At 30.0% G+C, this 15,538-nt stretch carries 14 protein-coding genes; 10 read left to right on the top strand and 4 right to left on the bottom strand.

From position 1 onward, the window contains the following. Window positions 1–31: 31 nt before the first annotated feature. A complete protein-coding gene (locus KEC93_RS14495) occupies window positions 32–229 on the top strand; it encodes a hypothetical protein (protein WP_139357402.1) in 198 nt (65 codons plus the stop codon). Window positions 230–313: 84 nt separating this feature from the next. Beyond that, the gene (locus KEC93_RS14490; RefSeq protein ID WP_172462712.1) at window positions 314–1,513 is read left to right on the top strand and encodes a plasmid pRiA4b ORF-3 family protein; all 1,200 of its coding nucleotides are present in this window, start codon (window positions 314–316) and stop codon (window positions 1,511–1,513) included. A gap of 185 nt (window positions 1,514–1,698) precedes the next feature. Here the strand turns inward: KEC93_RS14490 and KEC93_RS14485 are convergent, their stop codons facing one another. Beyond that, entirely contained in the window at window positions 1,699–2,463 is a 765-nt protein-coding gene (locus KEC93_RS14485; RefSeq protein ID WP_039768714.1) for an EFR1 family ferrodoxin, read from the bottom strand. 204 nt (window positions 2,464–2,667) lie between these two features. Between KEC93_RS14485 and KEC93_RS14480 the strand changes: the two genes are divergently transcribed. Beyond that, window positions 2,668–3,225, top strand: coding sequence for a TetR/AcrR family transcriptional regulator (locus KEC93_RS14480; RefSeq protein ID WP_039768711.1), 558 nt, complete (start codon window positions 2,668–2,670; stop codon window positions 3,223–3,225). Between the two features lie 187 nt (window positions 3,226–3,412). Here the strand turns inward: KEC93_RS14480 and KEC93_RS14475 are convergent, their stop codons facing one another. Both KEC93_RS14475 and KEC93_RS14470 read right to left on the bottom strand, forming a co-directional pair. After that, window positions 3,413–3,658, bottom strand: a complete 246-nt coding sequence (locus KEC93_RS14475) for a carbohydrate-binding protein (RefSeq protein WP_171780837.1) — start codon at window positions 3,656–3,658, stop codon at window positions 3,413–3,415. A gap of 74 nt (window positions 3,659–3,732) precedes the next feature. Beyond that, the gene (locus KEC93_RS14470; protein WP_077869007.1) at window positions 3,733–5,307 is read right to left on the bottom strand and encodes a glycosyl hydrolase family 18 protein; all 1,575 of its coding nucleotides are present in this window, start codon (window positions 5,305–5,307) and stop codon (window positions 3,733–3,735) included. 483 nt (window positions 5,308–5,790) lie between these two features. On the opposite strand from KEC93_RS14470, the gene sigI reads away from it, so the two are divergent. The 4 genes from sigI to KEC93_RS14450 all read left to right on the top strand — a co-directional run bounded on the left by sigI (window position 5,791) and on the right by KEC93_RS14450 (window position 10,343). Beyond that, entirely contained in the window at window positions 5,791–6,543 is a 753-nt protein-coding gene (gene sigI, locus KEC93_RS14465; protein ID WP_077869008.1) for an RNA polymerase sigma-I factor, read from the top strand. 287 nt (window positions 6,544–6,830) lie between these two features. Then, window positions 6,831–8,063 (top strand): family 16 glycosylhydrolase, encoded by a 1,233-nt coding sequence (locus KEC93_RS14460; protein ID WP_077869009.1) that lies wholly within the window; start codon window positions 6,831–6,833, stop codon window positions 8,061–8,063. Continuing rightward, window positions 8,048–8,185, top strand: coding sequence for a hypothetical protein (locus tag KEC93_RS14455; RefSeq protein WP_172462713.1), 138 nt, complete (start codon window positions 8,048–8,050; stop codon window positions 8,183–8,185). Before KEC93_RS14460 ends, KEC93_RS14455 begins: the two co-directional genes overlap by 16 nt. 325 nt (window positions 8,186–8,510) lie before the next feature. Next, a complete protein-coding gene (locus tag KEC93_RS14450; protein ID WP_207652959.1) occupies window positions 8,511–10,343 on the top strand; it encodes a carbohydrate-binding protein in 1,833 nt (610 codons plus the stop codon). A gap of 188 nt (window positions 10,344–10,531) precedes the next feature. On the opposite strand, the gene KEC93_RS14445 is transcribed toward KEC93_RS14450, so the two are convergent. Beyond that, a complete protein-coding gene (locus KEC93_RS14445; protein WP_242960331.1) occupies window positions 10,532–11,011 on the bottom strand; it encodes a beta-1,3-glucanase family protein in 480 nt (159 codons plus the stop codon). A 259-nt stretch (window positions 11,012–11,270) separates the two neighbouring features. On the opposite strand from KEC93_RS14445, the gene KEC93_RS14440 reads away from it, so the two are divergent. The 3 genes from KEC93_RS14440 (at window position 11,271) to KEC93_RS14430 (ending at window position 15,474) form a co-directional block, all read left to right on the top strand. Continuing rightward, window positions 11,271–12,602, top strand: a complete 1,332-nt coding sequence (locus KEC93_RS14440) for a nuclease-related domain-containing protein (protein ID WP_077869010.1) — start codon at window positions 11,271–11,273, stop codon at window positions 12,600–12,602. Window positions 12,603–12,813: 211 nt separating this feature from the next. Then, window positions 12,814–13,944, top strand: a complete 1,131-nt coding sequence (locus tag KEC93_RS14435) for a GGDEF domain-containing protein (protein ID WP_077869011.1) — start codon at window positions 12,814–12,816, stop codon at window positions 13,942–13,944. A 162-nt stretch (window positions 13,945–14,106) separates the two neighbouring features. Then, the gene (locus tag KEC93_RS14430) at window positions 14,107–15,474 is read left to right on the top strand and encodes an AAA family ATPase (RefSeq protein WP_077869012.1); all 1,368 of its coding nucleotides are present in this window, start codon (window positions 14,107–14,109) and stop codon (window positions 15,472–15,474) included. The last annotated feature ends 64 nt before the right edge of the window (window positions 15,475–15,538 follow it).

The following is a 15,538-nucleotide window of genomic DNA, read 5'->3' as shown; positions in this document are numbered from 1 at the left end:
ATTTTGGGAAATATGAAATTAAGCAAATACTATGTTCTTTTTTAGAAAAGATGGAAGCTGTGAAATTAAAGCATGTAAACCAGAAAGCTGCAAGAGGTATCGATTTACTGATAGACCTGAGAGTATTATTAGTTTAATTAATATAATTGAGTCGACAAGCGTTTGTTATGTTGTATTTGAAATGATTGAAATATTAAAAAAGGAATATGGATTTAAAAGAAGAAAATAATTATATATAGTCATGATCAAATTTAACCTGATAAATAAAATTCAATCACAAAAAAATATAAAAACTGAGGATGGATTAATAAAAATGAGTAATATTAACAGTGCAATAAACGATTTTGAAAAATTTATAGAATTTATAGAAAATGAAAAGCCTATACTCTCAGCGACTCAGGAAGTATTAGGCAGAAAGGATTGCTATAATCTAAACATGATCCTTGAAAATAAAAAAGATGTAATAAATCCTAGTTATAATCAAGATAAATATTATGCAATAGACTTGATGTTTTCACTAGTTCTTGCAAGTAAGCTTTATATAAAGGCTAACGATGAAAAGGGAAAAGTAAGACTCTTTAAAACAGATAAATTAGAAAGCTTTCAAAATTTAAATGAAGATGAAAAATATATTTTCTTACTCCAAACTTATTGGACCCAATATGATTTTGAAACAAAATTTGATAGAACCCATAATATAGCAGCTTTTTACAATATTTTAGCTGAGATAGCTAGTGCTAAACAAGGAGATATAATTTTAAAAGATGAAAAGGATATTTCAAATGTAATGTATTCAACTGGGGCTGCATTTTTTCATCATTTAAAATTCTTTAGTTTTGGTGAACTAGAATTAATTAATGGCGCAAAAACAAGGTATGAAGATACGATAAAAAGTTTTTCTCCAAATGAATTTGGGATTAAAACAAGTATATTACTTCTAACAAGGGCTATTCAGTATTGGAATAAAGAAGATGTTCCAGTATTACTAGAGTATTATAATTTAAAAGTTACAACTAACAAAAACGAAAAAGCATTTGACGTTTTTAAAACCATATTTAAAGGGAACACTGTTAAAAATACAGTAGAAGAAAGTAAGATAAATAAAGGTGGAACGTATACTTTTAAAGTAAGTTTATCAAAGACTGTATGGAGAAAAATAAATTTAGCATATAAGCATACTTTTGGGGATTTACATAATGTTATTCAAGAAGCCTTTAAATTTGATAATGATCACTTATATGCATTTTTTATAGGAGGCAACAGAAGAAAAGGAATATACTGTAAGTATGCAGAGTATGAAGGACCTGTAGCAGAAACTACGACTATAGCAAGTTTGAATCTTTATAAAGGAGAAAGACTTCTATACTTATTTGATTTTGGAGATGAATGGGAATTTAATGTGGAGCTTACCGAAATAAATGAAGAAGGACCAGTTCCTTTAAAACCTATGATTATAGAATCAAAAGGAAAGTCACCTCATCAGTACAGTGGAGGTTGGGGACTTTACGAATAACATAATTGTAAATAGATACTATTATTCTAATAATAGTTTTTCAATATTAGGGGTGCACGGATAATTAAAAAGCACCCCAATGTTAGGCATCAACGTCTTTTCATTTTAAACTAAGGCTAGCCTTAATAGATTTCCTAAGGCATCATATGAACCTCTGAACAGCCTTAACTATATTTTCAGCTTTCTTAATTAGCCTGATTATTAGAAGCAATTATTTCTTTAAGCTGTACATTTTGATTTATGAATCTAGCTTTGCTTTTCTCAGATTTCAAATGAATTGCATTTTTAGGGCAATGATGTATACATGCTAGACATACTTCGCATTTATGGGAAAACTCAGGTTTGTTATTAACTTTAATATTATTTGCAGGGCAAACCTTTTCGCATACCTTACAGCTAGTACAATTATCCGTAACAATAAATCTCTTAGCTGCAAAATTATTGCTGATTTTATCTGCAAAGCCACGGCCATATTTAGATAGAGTATTTGATACGATTCCTTTTTTCACAAGAGAATTTCGTCTATTTGTAATATCAGCTATTATTTCACTCAGTTTTTCATCAATAACTTCTGGATTCTTATTTATTATCTCATCCTCCATCTTAAAGGCTGAAAGAAAATTATCAACCATCAGTATTTCATTTGTATAGTTGAACTTGATTCCAGATTCCTTGGCCACAAGCTCCATATGCCTTAACCCAGAGAATGCATTACCACCATATGTCATAATTGAAAAGAAGTAATCAGCTTTAAATTTTGACTTTTTTATAAAGTTACTAACTATTTTCGCCATTCCGAATCCATGACAAGGAAATACAAATCCTATAGCATCATCCTCAAATTCATATTTACCTTCTTTTATCATTTGAGGTATTGAATACAATTCTCCACCAATCTTTTTTGCAACATATAAACTATTTCCTGTAGCAGTAAAATAAAATATTTTCAAATTAATTCCGCCTTTCATTATTTCAACGAATATTGATTCTTCAACACATGTTCAATATAATAAATTTATCAATTAAGTTAACTCAATTCAATAGTTAAAACAATGAGATTTGTTTATTAATGAACAAAACACATATGAATGTTGATTATTATAAGATAAATCAGTTTACAGGAAGTAGATTAGGTACATAAAGGAGATATTTTTATGGATAGACGTATTGAAAAATCAAAACAGGCTATTATGGGTGCTTTTATCAAACTCATGTCGGAAAAAGATTTTGAAAAGATAACCATTAACGAAATTGCAGAAGAGGCAAATGTAAACCGTGGCACTGTATATCTGCATTATGAAGACAAATTTGATTTGATGAATAAGTGTATAGATACTCATTTAAATCAATTATGTGACAGTTGTATTTCAGATGGAGAGAGTAGCAATTTTGACTCCAAAGCTTCGCTACTTCAGACGTTTCAATATCTAGAAAAGCATGCCATTTTCTATTCAAATATGCTCACTAACAAGGCTATGCCTGCTTTTAGGGAACGTATTTTAACAATGGCTCTTAAAAGTATGGAAGAACATCTTGACATGACTGGAAGCAATGAAAATATAAGCAAGGATATAATGGCTCAATATGTTGCTTCAGCTGCTGTTGGTGTAATGGAATGGTGGATTGTAAATTCAATGCCTTATCCAGCAGCATATATGGCGGAGCATTTGTGGCAACTACTAAAACGAGAACAAATAGAGGGATACATATGATTATCTCAGTTAAAAAGAAAAAGAGCTTTTATTAGCATAAAGAAGTTATTGATACAAATGGAGCTCATTTAAAAAAATAATAATTTAAATGGAATATATAGGGCAGTGTAGGAATTAAATTTTCTGCTTTGCTCTTTTTGCTAAATTTAAGCAATTAAGAAAGATAGCATTACTCATTTTTGTTACACTACTTGGTATTGTAACATTTGCAAATTGTCCACCATTTAGCTTTATAACTTTTACCTTCATAATTAACATTATCTCCACTTACATAAGCTTTGTTGGCATCCCAATTAGCATAAGTTACAGATGCAGAGACAATCACTGTGGAAGCCTTTGTTGTTGCTGCCTTGGCTAATACTGACATTTGTGGTAATGCAAACGATAATACTACAGCGAAAGCAAATAACTTTTTTAATTTCATGTATTTCATAATACATCAACTCCTTCTATATATTTTTGAAATGTATATAAATTATACGTTCCCACTTAAATGTTATTATTTAATTAGTATTTTGGATTACTTGGTGTAGCGGCTCCAATTAATTCCCAAACATCAGAAGCACCAGGTTTATCACCTTGAGTCCACCATTTTGCTTTGTAATTGTTGTTGTTATAAGAAACAATATCTCCATTTACATAAGCTTTACTACTATCCCATGCAGGATAAGAAGTACCAGGATCACTTGGGTTTGTCGGATCCGTTGGATTACTTGGATTAGTTGGAGTTGTTGGCGTAGTTGGGTTTGATGGAGTAGTTGGATTACTTCCACCAGCAAGTTTGTTTGCCATTAAAGATGTTAAAGGAAATCCATTTGGGTCATCTCCTGAAACTTCCCAAGCAATCATTCCGCCATAACCGTTATTTAATACATAATTACATCTTTCTGTAAGAGATTCTTCATCTTCATATGTGTACATAATTCCTTGTGATGCATTATATAGATAAGGAACTTTAGCATATGGATCTCTATATTTTACGTAACCTGATGTTTTTTCCAATTCCTTCATTTTAAAATAAGGGTTTTGTCCACCTGGAGATTGTGCATTATCCCATGTACCTACTGGTGCACCATTTGCAGAAGCAAATAATCCAGGTAGGTTTCCACCATTGTTCACAACATTTTTCCATCCTCTTGAATAGAATGGTGTTCCAACATTTAGTTTGCTTGCAGGTATATTATAAGTATCCCTGTACAATTTCATTGCTGAATCAGTATTATATTTATTTTTTATATCTATAGGAGAAGTTCCAGATGGATCATTAGGATTTGGATATATTGCAGCATGATGATTAGTAGTTGTTTCCCAAGCCCCATGCATATCATAAGTCATAACGTTTATAAAATCTAAGTATTGAGCGTAAACGTTAGGTTCAGTATATTGTGCTTTATCATATCCAGATGGTGCTGCTATTGTAAGCATTTTATTAGACAATCCATTATCATTGTAAGCTTTACGTATTTCACGAAGAAGTGAAGTAAAGTTTTGTTTGTCCTCTGGTCCACCTGGGCAACCTTTATCAAATTGGTCGTTTGGATCGGCTTTTCTATCAATACCAGGGAATTCCCAGTCGATATCAATTCCATCTATGAAAGGATATTTTTTTAGAAAATCTACCACACTATTTGTGAACACAGCACGAGAACTAGAACTTGATGCCATTGCATGGAAATTAGCACCCCTTGTCCATCCGCCTACTGATATAAGCACCTTTACATTTGGGTATTGAGATTTGTAATACTTATATTCACCCATGTGTCCTCTAAGTTTATCTGCATCCCAACCTTCAGAATGTGAGAAAGATTTATCAAAATCTGCATAAGAATCAGTAGAATTGAGTTTAAAGCTTGAATCTACTTCAAAGAATGCATGATTGATTACAGTGACCTTGTCCCAAGGTAATTGATCAACAGATATACTGCTGTGAGCTGTATTGTAGGTACCCCAATTAGGAAAATAAACTACAACATTTTTTTTATCAGATTTTTCTGCTGCTTTAGGAATTAGTGTTATTTGCGTGAATGTAAGTAGAAAGACTACAAAAAAAGCAAGAAATTTTTTTAATGTTACGTGTTTCAAAACACATCAACCCCTCTCATATAATCATTGAAATTTTTTGGAAAGTAACTTTAATAATAAATTGTTCACCCCCTTAAAACAGTAATAGAGAATTTTCTATTGCGTAATAAACAATAAAATATTTCACGCCTATATTTATTGCCTATTACTTTGTAAAAAAATAAAACTGTAGAAAATTTATAGAATATATGATTGTACTATATTCAATACGAGAAAAGTGTAATTTTTGTGTGGGGCAAAATTAACTTTTTTTAGTAAAACATTAAAATTTAACCACAACAATATATACAAATGTAATAAAATGTAATATAATTACTTATATTGTAAAATATAAATACTTAATAGGAGAGGAGTGTAATAAATTATGTTTTATTATTTATAAAATCTATATATTAGAGCAAAGTTAAGTATATGAGAATGGTACATTTTGGTCGTTACGGTAATTGGTATAAAGAGGTATTTATTATGTAGGGGGGAAAAGTATTGTCAGATAGTAAACTATTTTATGATGATACTAAAGATAACAAATCAATATATGGATACATAGAAAGAATTAGAAACGGTGACGTTAAATTAAAAGATAAATTGATAAAAGAGTATTTACCATTTATAGGTAAGTCTGTGTCTAAAGTATCAAAAAAATATGAAGATATAAGGTACAGCGATATATTTAGTATAGGAATGATAGCTTTTAATGAGGCGTTAGATAATTATGATGAAAATAAAGGAAAAAACTTTTTCGCTTACTGTGACATGATAATAAGAAGTAGAATTATAGATTATTATAGAAAAAGTGAAAAAGAAGAAAAAGCATATCCATTTACTTATTTTGAAAATGAAGATGAAATTAATTTTGAGGAAAAATATTTAAGATCTAATTCATTTAATCAATATGAGAATATAGAAACACAGGATGAAATGGAATTCTTTCAAAAAAAGTTGAGTGAGTTTAATATAAACATATATGATATTGGAGAAGAAATTCCCAAACACAGGGACTCTATTATTATGTGTATAAAAATTGCAAAAGAATTATGTGATAATGAGTACTTATATGGAAAATTGATTCGAAATAAATCCATTCCGTTAAAGGAATTAGTGTCAATGGTTCAGGTACATAAAAGAACCATTGAGAGAAATAGGAAATTCATAATTGTAGTAAGCTTGATATTTAAAACAGAATTTACGTATTCAAAGGAATATATACAAGATTTTTTTAATGGATCTAATGTATAGGTAATTTTAGTAATAACAATTTTATTCAAGTGTGTCTCAGAAAGAGTAATGATCTTTCATGCATTCAATTATACAATAAATGTATAATTTGTTCTGATTTATAATTTATCCCACTTAAATAGAATCTTTTTACGTATAATATAGTGTACGTTAAAAGTAATTAATTTAGGAGGTGATATGAAAAAAGTTCAGCAAAAAGGTAACAAAGTTTAATAAAATATTTATGTAAATAAGGGGGGAGTAAACTACTACTAATAATAATAAATAGAGGTATAGGGGGAATTTTTATGAAAAGAAAAAAACAACTAATTATGTCATTAGTTATTTCTTCACTTATGGTTTCATCATTTATTCCAACAGTTACAGCGAAAGCTGATACAGGATGGAATCTTGCATGGAGTGATGAATTTAATGGAACAAATATAAATACGTCAAATTGGAAATATGAAACTGGCGGAGACGGTTGGGGTAATAATGAACTTGAATATTATACCAATCGATTTGAAAATGCAAGAATTGAAAATGGAAATCTTGTTATAGAAGCAAGAAAAGAAAATTATAATGGGATGAATTATACTTCTGCTCGCTTAAAAAGCCAAGGATTAAAAAATTGGACTTATGGAAAAGTAGAGGCAAGAATGAAGTTACCAGCTGGACAAGGTGTATGGCCTGCATTTTGGATGTTAGGAGAAAACATTTCTCAAGTTAGTTGGCCAAAATGTGGTGAAATAGACATTATGGAACATATAAATAATGAAAGTGCAATCCATGGAACTATACATTGGGATAGCACTGGTAACAATACGCATGCACAGTATGGCGCTGCTTCACCTAATATCGATGTAACTCAATATCATGTATATTCAATTGAATGGGACGCTTCATCAATAAAATGGTTTGTAGATGGAACACAATATTTAGAAGCTAACATAGCAAATAATATTAATGGTACTGAAGAGTTCCATAAACCATTCTTTATATTATTTAATCTAGCAGTTGGAGGAAATTGGCCAGGTAATCCTGATGGATCAACTCCATTCCCAGCTAAAATGTATGTAGATTATGTTCGTGTATATCAGCACGGGGATAATAATCCAACACCAGCACCTACAGCACCAGCTGTTCCAAGTGGATTGTCTGCAGCTGCTAGCAATCAATCTAGTATTAATGTGTCTTGGAACGCATCATCAGGTGCAACAGGTTATGATTTAAAAGTTGATAATAACGTTATTAGTAATGTAACATCACCTTATGTTAATAGTGGTTTAACTGAAAATTCAACACATACTTATGCTGTTAGAGCTAAGAATGCTAATGGAACAAGCAGTTGGAGTAATTCTATCAGTGCCACTACTAAGGCTTCAAGCAATCCTACGACTGGAAGCTGGGCTCCTAATACTGCATATAAAGTTGGAGATATAGTTTCTTATAATGGTAAGAATTATAAATGCATTCAAGCTCATACTTCATTGGTAGGCTGGGAACCATCAAATGTTCCTGCTTTATGGGTATTAATATAAATGCAGAATATGTAGACTGGGTATTCCATGAAAAGGATACAGCACTTACAACTAATCAAGTAAAGGCTAAGGTTGATAGTTATAGAAATCAAGTTGTTGCATTTAAAGATACTGTAGATTAATATTTTAAGTTACGTATAGTAATGGATAAATATTAATAGATTAAATGTATATAAAAGAGACAGCATAAACCTTAAAATAGATCTCTATAAAAAGGGGCTATGCAGCTTCTAAAAGATGATTTCTGTACTTTTCAGGAGTCATCTTTTTTAGATTTAACTGTGAATGGCTAGTATTATAGTAGATTATGTATCATTATGCTTCCTTCATATGTTCTAATTGCAATATGCATATTAATAGGGAAATTAAATGTTTTATAAAAAGGTTCCAGTTTACTGATATTTTTGGCAAAATAAATAAAATCTTAAAGTGAGGGAGAGAAAAGTGTTGAGTAAAAAGAAATTTTTAAAAAAGATAGTTTCAGTCATGGCTATGGCAAGCCTTATGGTTACAGGAATGGTATTAGGTAATTCAAATAGTGCATCTGCGGTAACGAGCAGTAGTATTCCCAATCATGTACTAGTAGGCTACTGGCACAATTTTAATAATGGGTCAGGAGACATTAAACTCAAGGACGTTTCATCAAACTTTGATGTCATTAACCTTTCATTTGGAGAACCAACATCTGTTACTTCGGGGGATATAAAGTTCACCCCATATAATGAAACAGATACTGAGTTTAAAAGTGATGTTCAATATCTTCAAAGTAAAGGAAAAAAAGTATTGTTATCTATTGGAGGACAAAATGGTGAGGTTCAATTAACAAGTTCCACATCTGTTAATAACTTTGTTAATTCTGTAAGTACTATTATTGATAAGTATGGATTGGATGGATTAGATGTAGATTTTGAAGGACATTCGCTATATTTAAATGCAGGGGACAAAGATTTTAAAAATCCAACAACACCTGTTATAGTTAATACAATTAGTGCTTTAAAACAATTAAAGACTAAGTATGGTAGTAAATTCGTATTAACTATGGCACCTGAAACATTCTTTGTACAACTAGGACATACGTACTATGGTGGATTAAATTCATATGTCGATAACAGAGCTGGAGCATTTTTACCAGTAATCTATGGACTTAGAGATGAGTTGAACTGGCTTCAAGTGCAATATTATAATTCAGGTTCAATAAATGACATTAATGGTAAAGCTCAATCAATGGGAAGTGGAGAATTCTATGCTTCTTTAGCAGATATGCTTTTAACAGGTTTTAATGTAAATAATGATTCTAATTATTTCTTCCCAGCATTAAGACAAGATCAAGTAGTTATTGGTGTTCCATGTTGTAATTCTGCTGGAAATGGATATGTTTCAAATGCTGAGGTACAAAGTGCTTTAGATGGATTAATCAATGGTGGAACAGTTGGAAGTTATAAGATTAACAATAAATATCCTAATTTAAGAGGTCTTATGACTTGGTCAATAAATTGGGATCAATATACAAACTTTAATTGGTCTAATTATTTTAGAGGTTATTTTAATAATTTAACTCCACCTGTAAATAAACTTAATGCAGCAGTACTAAGTTCTTCAGAAGTTATTAATGGAAGCTATTCTATATCAGCAGTAGTTCCAGCTTATAATACTGCAACTTCGTATAAAATTTATGAGGGAACAACAGTAGTAGCTTCAGGAAATTTAACAGCTGGACAACCTGCTAAGACGCTTAACTATAATGCCATATCAAAAGCTCCAGGGGCATACATCTACAAAGCTGAATTAAGTGATGGAAGCAATACAGTTACTTCAAATCAAGTAACTGTAACAGTTCCAAAAGCAGGAGATAACACATTACAACCAGCAATATTATCTGCTAGTGCAGTAAATAATGGAGCATATACTTTAACGGCTGTAGTTCCAAAAAATAATACTGCAACAAGCTACAAGATATATGAAGGAACAACAGTTGCTTCTACGGGAGCTTTAACTTCAGGTGTAGGCGAAGTTAGCATTTCTTATGCTATTACTAATAAGGCTAAGGGAAGCTATGATTATACAGTGGTTCTATATGATAGTACAAATTCTGTTAACTCTAACAAAGTTACAGTAACTGTAACAGATTCTGAATCTAACAATGCATGGGTTGCAAATCATGCATACAAAGTTGGAGATATTGTAACTTACAATGGCGGTACTTATAAATGTATTCAAGCTCACACTTCATTAGTAGGTTGGGAACCAAGTGCTGTACCAGCTTTATGGCAAATCCAATAATAGATAAAGGGAGTTGTAGTTTTATGTAAAAGAATGAGCTAAGATTATCTTGGCTCATTTTTTGAATTTGCATGTAATATAAAGTATTTTAGTTTGATGAAAGTAGTTAAGAAAATAAAAAAAGGTGCTGCATCAAATTTTGATACAGCATCTTTTTACAAATCTTATGGTCTAATTTATTTAATTTATTACCAACCTACATTAATTATTGCATACTTAGGGTCAGCTACATGCAATGTGCTGCTGAAGTCGAAAACATCATCATAGCAGAAGCCATATGATTTGTTTTCATAAGAATGATCATGCCAGAATTTTGCAAAGTAATTTGCAGGAGCTTCTTTATAGAAATAGGCTGAGTTATTCCAGTGTGCAGGATCAAGCATAACATGTCTGTTAAAGGCTGCACAAACCTGTGCTTTGATGGCTTTTTCATCATCATTTCCACCATCAAAGATTCCATTTCCTAATAAAACTTCTTGTGTACTTGGTTTTCCATGTATATAAAGATTATATGCACCACCATTTTTATTGAAGACAAAATCACTGCCTACAACATGTCCACTATAAGTTCCTCTATCACATGTAAAGGTTAATTCATGGGTTGAGTAATAGTTATATACCATAGAAAATCTATGGTAAGACTTAAATATAGTAAATATAAAAATCATGGGAGACTATGAGATATAAAATGTACCGTATAGGATAGATAATTAAAAACGCTAAAATGTCTACCCATGGGCAATGTGGTACTGAGCACAAGCAACAGCGTTATGAGTTGTAGTAAATATGAGGGCTTGAGGGCAAAATGATTTTTTGATAAAACTTTATATAAGCATTAATTATTTATGTTAAAATATAGTTACTATGTATAGAATATGTAATTTAATTATTTGATTGCTAAATTAAGGGTAAAGGGAGAGAAATTATATGATAGGGTTATATATTATAATAATTTTAGTAATTATTATTGCTTTAACATTAAAAAAGAGTAAGTATGATAAAAGTAATTACAAAAAAGAATCAGGCAATGGTTTCTTTGGAGTTATGATGGACAAGGGCAAATATGGAGAATATCTATCCTTCAATATTTTAGAAAAAATAAAAGGGGAGCATAGAATACTTACTAATGTATATTTACCGAAAGAAAATGGAGAAACAACAGAGATTGATTTAATATATTTACACGAGACAGGAATTTATGTTTTAGAATCAAAAAATTATAGTGGTTGGATCTTTGGAGATGAAAAAAGCAAGTATTGGATGCAAACTTTAAAGAACGGACAGAAGGAAAAGTTTTATAATCCAATAAAGCAAAACAATACTCATATAAAATACTTAATAAAATTATTGAAAGTTGACGAAAAGTTAGTAAAGTCAATTATAGTTTTTAGTGAAAGATGCATTATAAAGAAAATGGAAGTTCACTCAGAGAATGTAAAAGTTATTAATAGATATACCTTAAACAAAACGATAGAAAAGCTTATAAGTAATTCTCCTAAAGTATTTGCAGCAGGTGAGATTATTGAGCTATATTATGAATTAAAGTCTTATACATGTGTTAGTAAAGATGTAAAAGAAAATCATATAAAGCAGATTGAAGAAAAACAAAATTTGAAATGTAATTCAATGAATTCGGGTCTAATAAAAGAAAATATTAAAAGTAAGAATATTGATAGAGAAATTATAAATAATGTAGAAGAAATTAAATTAGGAGAAAAAGAAATTAATAATGAAAGTGAAATGGAAGAAAAGCGAGATAAAGTGACCATAGATATAAATAGAAATGATGTATGTATAGGAAATCTTGTTACAAGAAAAATTAGAGAAAAGTTAGATGAATCTGGTGGACATGCATCCATTAAATTATTTAGAGGTGATTCTTGTGAAATAAGTTACGATTCAAATAAAAATGGACTCGTTTCACCTAAAATACCAGTTCCAGATCAATTAACATGGGAAGCATTTAATGCAGCCGTAGAAGTTGTAATAAATAATGGAGGAAAAGCACCAAAAGGAAGTGCTAGATCAAAGGGCGCCAGACTTGGAAATGATAAGCTTCCATTGAATTCTGTGGAAGGCTATGTAGCACATAAGGTACATGGAGTGAAAGAAGGACAAAGTGCATTTGGCCCAGGCTTTGTAATTTTTGCGATTTTAGATTGGGCAGGTATATGCAATAATGAAAAAGGATTCTTAACTATAAAGCCTTCATTCTTGATGGAACTTGAAGAAAGTAAAATTGAAAAGAAATCAATATAATGATTATTTATTTATATTTTAAAATATAAATAAATAATCGAAACTTATCTGTATTAGTATTATTGTGGTGGTATAATATGATAAAGATAATTTTATACACTTTGAGGTCGAGATATTTTTAAAAATTGGAGTTATAAAAGAATCATTAAGTATGATCTATGAATAATTATAAGTATATCCTATATTTTAATAGAAATGGAGTTAATATATTATGGCAATTTTTTCACCGGTTCAAGTTAATATAGTTTTATTTATTTTATTGCTTATTTTATTTGGACATACTTATTTTAATATGAATAGAAAAAATATAACCAATAGATTGTTTATGTGGATTATGGGATTAACAGCATTTGCCATAATGCTAGAGATTTTAAGCGTTATATTAAATAATCCAAATTTAAAACAATTTATGGTAATGCAAAAGATTGTCAATGTTCTTGGATTTTCAGTGACTCCTATCATTCCATTTCTAGGATATATATTCAGTAAAGAATGGGTAAATAGGTATCAGAAAGATAAAATCAAACTAAATAAAATACTTTTATTACCGCTACTCATAAATGGGATAATGGCATTTGTAAGCTATAGTGTAAACTTGCTTTTTTATGTAACTAGTGAAAATACTTATGAACGTGGACCTTTATTTTTTATATTACCTTGTGTAAGTTACTTTTACTTTGGGTACAACTTATATTTTATTTACAAACAGCGTAAAAGGTTTTCTTGGTGGGAGCTTCGTATATTTAATTTATTCTATATTGCAGCAGGAGTATTTACAGGTATTCAGATTGTATATTCTAGTTATCTAACTATTTGGAATGGAACTGCAATGATGATAGTTATTATTTATATCTTCATATTAAATGATCAGGTACATAGAGATAGGCTGACGGGATTAGAAAATTATTCATCCTATGAACGCTATATTGAAAATATCTCTTTTAAGAAGATTAATAAGCTTTTTATAATTAATATTGATATAGATGATTTTAAAAGTGTTAATGATAAATTTGGGCATAACGAAGGCGATGAAGCACTTAAAATGTTTGCTAATCTACTAATTGAGAGTTTCTCGCTAAGAAGAAAAAAATTGATACGTGTAGGCGGGGATGAATTTTTAATTTTATTAGAAGTTGAGCGGAAAGAAATAGTTGATAATTATATTCAAAATTTAAATAAAAACATTGAGGCATATAATAAAACTAAAGAGAAACCATATGAACTTAAATTCAGTTATGGAGTGGCATGTTGTAGTAACGCTAAAGAAGATATCCATGACATTTTGAAATGTGCAGATAAATTGATGTATGAGCAAAAGAAAAGTAGAAAGATGAAGTTATAATTTAGCACGTAAAATTAAAAAAGATAAGAATTTAGAAAATTACAAGCTTTATTGCTGGTATATTTAAATAGTGGTAAAATTATTATTGGAAAATAAATTTTAAGATATAATTTAGTAGAAACTAGACAAGATTATAGCTTGAATTGTAAGGAAGTGAGAAACGTGGAAAAACAAATAATAGATCTTAAAAGAGATGCATATAAAAAGCTATTAGAGTGGAAAAATAATCATAATAATAAGGTACTATTAGTAGAAGGTGCAAGACAGGTAGGAAAAACTTATTTAGTAAAAAAATTTGCAAGAGAAAATTATAAGCATTTAATATATATAAATCTGTTGGAAGAAACAGGAGAGGACTTACTTACAATTTATAATATAATAAAAGAAGAACGTCTATCAGGAAAACTAGACAGGGAAAAAACAAATACATTAAAAGAGATGTTTAAGAGATTCTCTAACAATTTTGAAGACAATGAAGAATGCATAATTATAATAGATGAAATACAAGAATCTTATAAGATTTATAATATGATAAGGCAATTTGCAAGGGAATTTAAAGCACATTTTATCATGACTGGAAGTTATTTGGGAAGAGTTGTTATGCAGAAAGAGTTTTGGTCTCCAATGGGTGATGTAGATTTCCTTGAAATAAAGCCATTATCATTCACTGAATTTGTTAATGCGCTTAATTTAACACAAGCTTATGAGTCATTAGATTTGTATGGAGATGGCGATAAAAAGGATTATGATTTATTTTATGATAAGTATAAAGATTACTTAGAAGTTGGCGGGTATCCAGAGATAGTATGCGAATACTTAAGAAATCACAAGGAAAATATTAATGATTTGTTTGAAAAATTATTAAGAGTATTTTGTGAAGAATCTTCAAGATATTTTGATGGAGATATATTGACTACAAGAGTGTTTGAAGACTGCATAAGCGCAATAATTGAAATTCTAGCTAGAGGAAAAAAAGGCATTAAGGAAAGCAGTTATACGGAAGAATTACAGCAAATAATAACCAAACAATATTCAAGTAATATCACGAAGGAAAATTGTAATAGAGTACTTCAATGGTTTTACACGTCAAAATTTGTTAAAGACTGTGATAAGCTTATAGATTTTGAATTTACCAATATAAAAAAGAGACAAAGATATTTTTTGTCAGATGTTGGTATGGCAAATTATGTGATGAAAAAAGCAAACCTATTAGCATCGGAATCTAGCGGGTTATTAAATGAAACGTTTGTTTACCACTGTCTTTTGGATAAGATATCTATAGTTCCTATGTTTGGCATCTATGGTGATGGAGAACTTGATTTTGTCTATAGAGATAGGGAAAACGGGCATGTTTACGGAATAGAAGTTAAGGCTGGTAAGAATCCAGGTAAAACCATAACAAAATCATTAGCTAATGGAAAAATTAATTTTGCAGTTTATCTAAAAGGGGTAACGCAAGGTGGAATTGCAAACAAGACTTATACAATTCCAATATTTTTATTTCCAAGATTTGAGTTCAGAAAAATATAAAGATACTGTGATAAGAGTTTATGTAATGTAAGCTCTTATTTTATGGTAAAATATACTTATAATA

It is taken from the genome of Clostridium beijerinckii, from assembly GCF_018223745.1.
Taxonomy (GTDB): Bacteria; Bacillota; Clostridia; order Clostridiales; family Clostridiaceae; genus Clostridium; species Clostridium beijerinckii.
The sequence above is the reverse complement of the archived record's forward strand: the minus strand, read 5'-3'. Positions and strand labels throughout refer to the sequence as shown.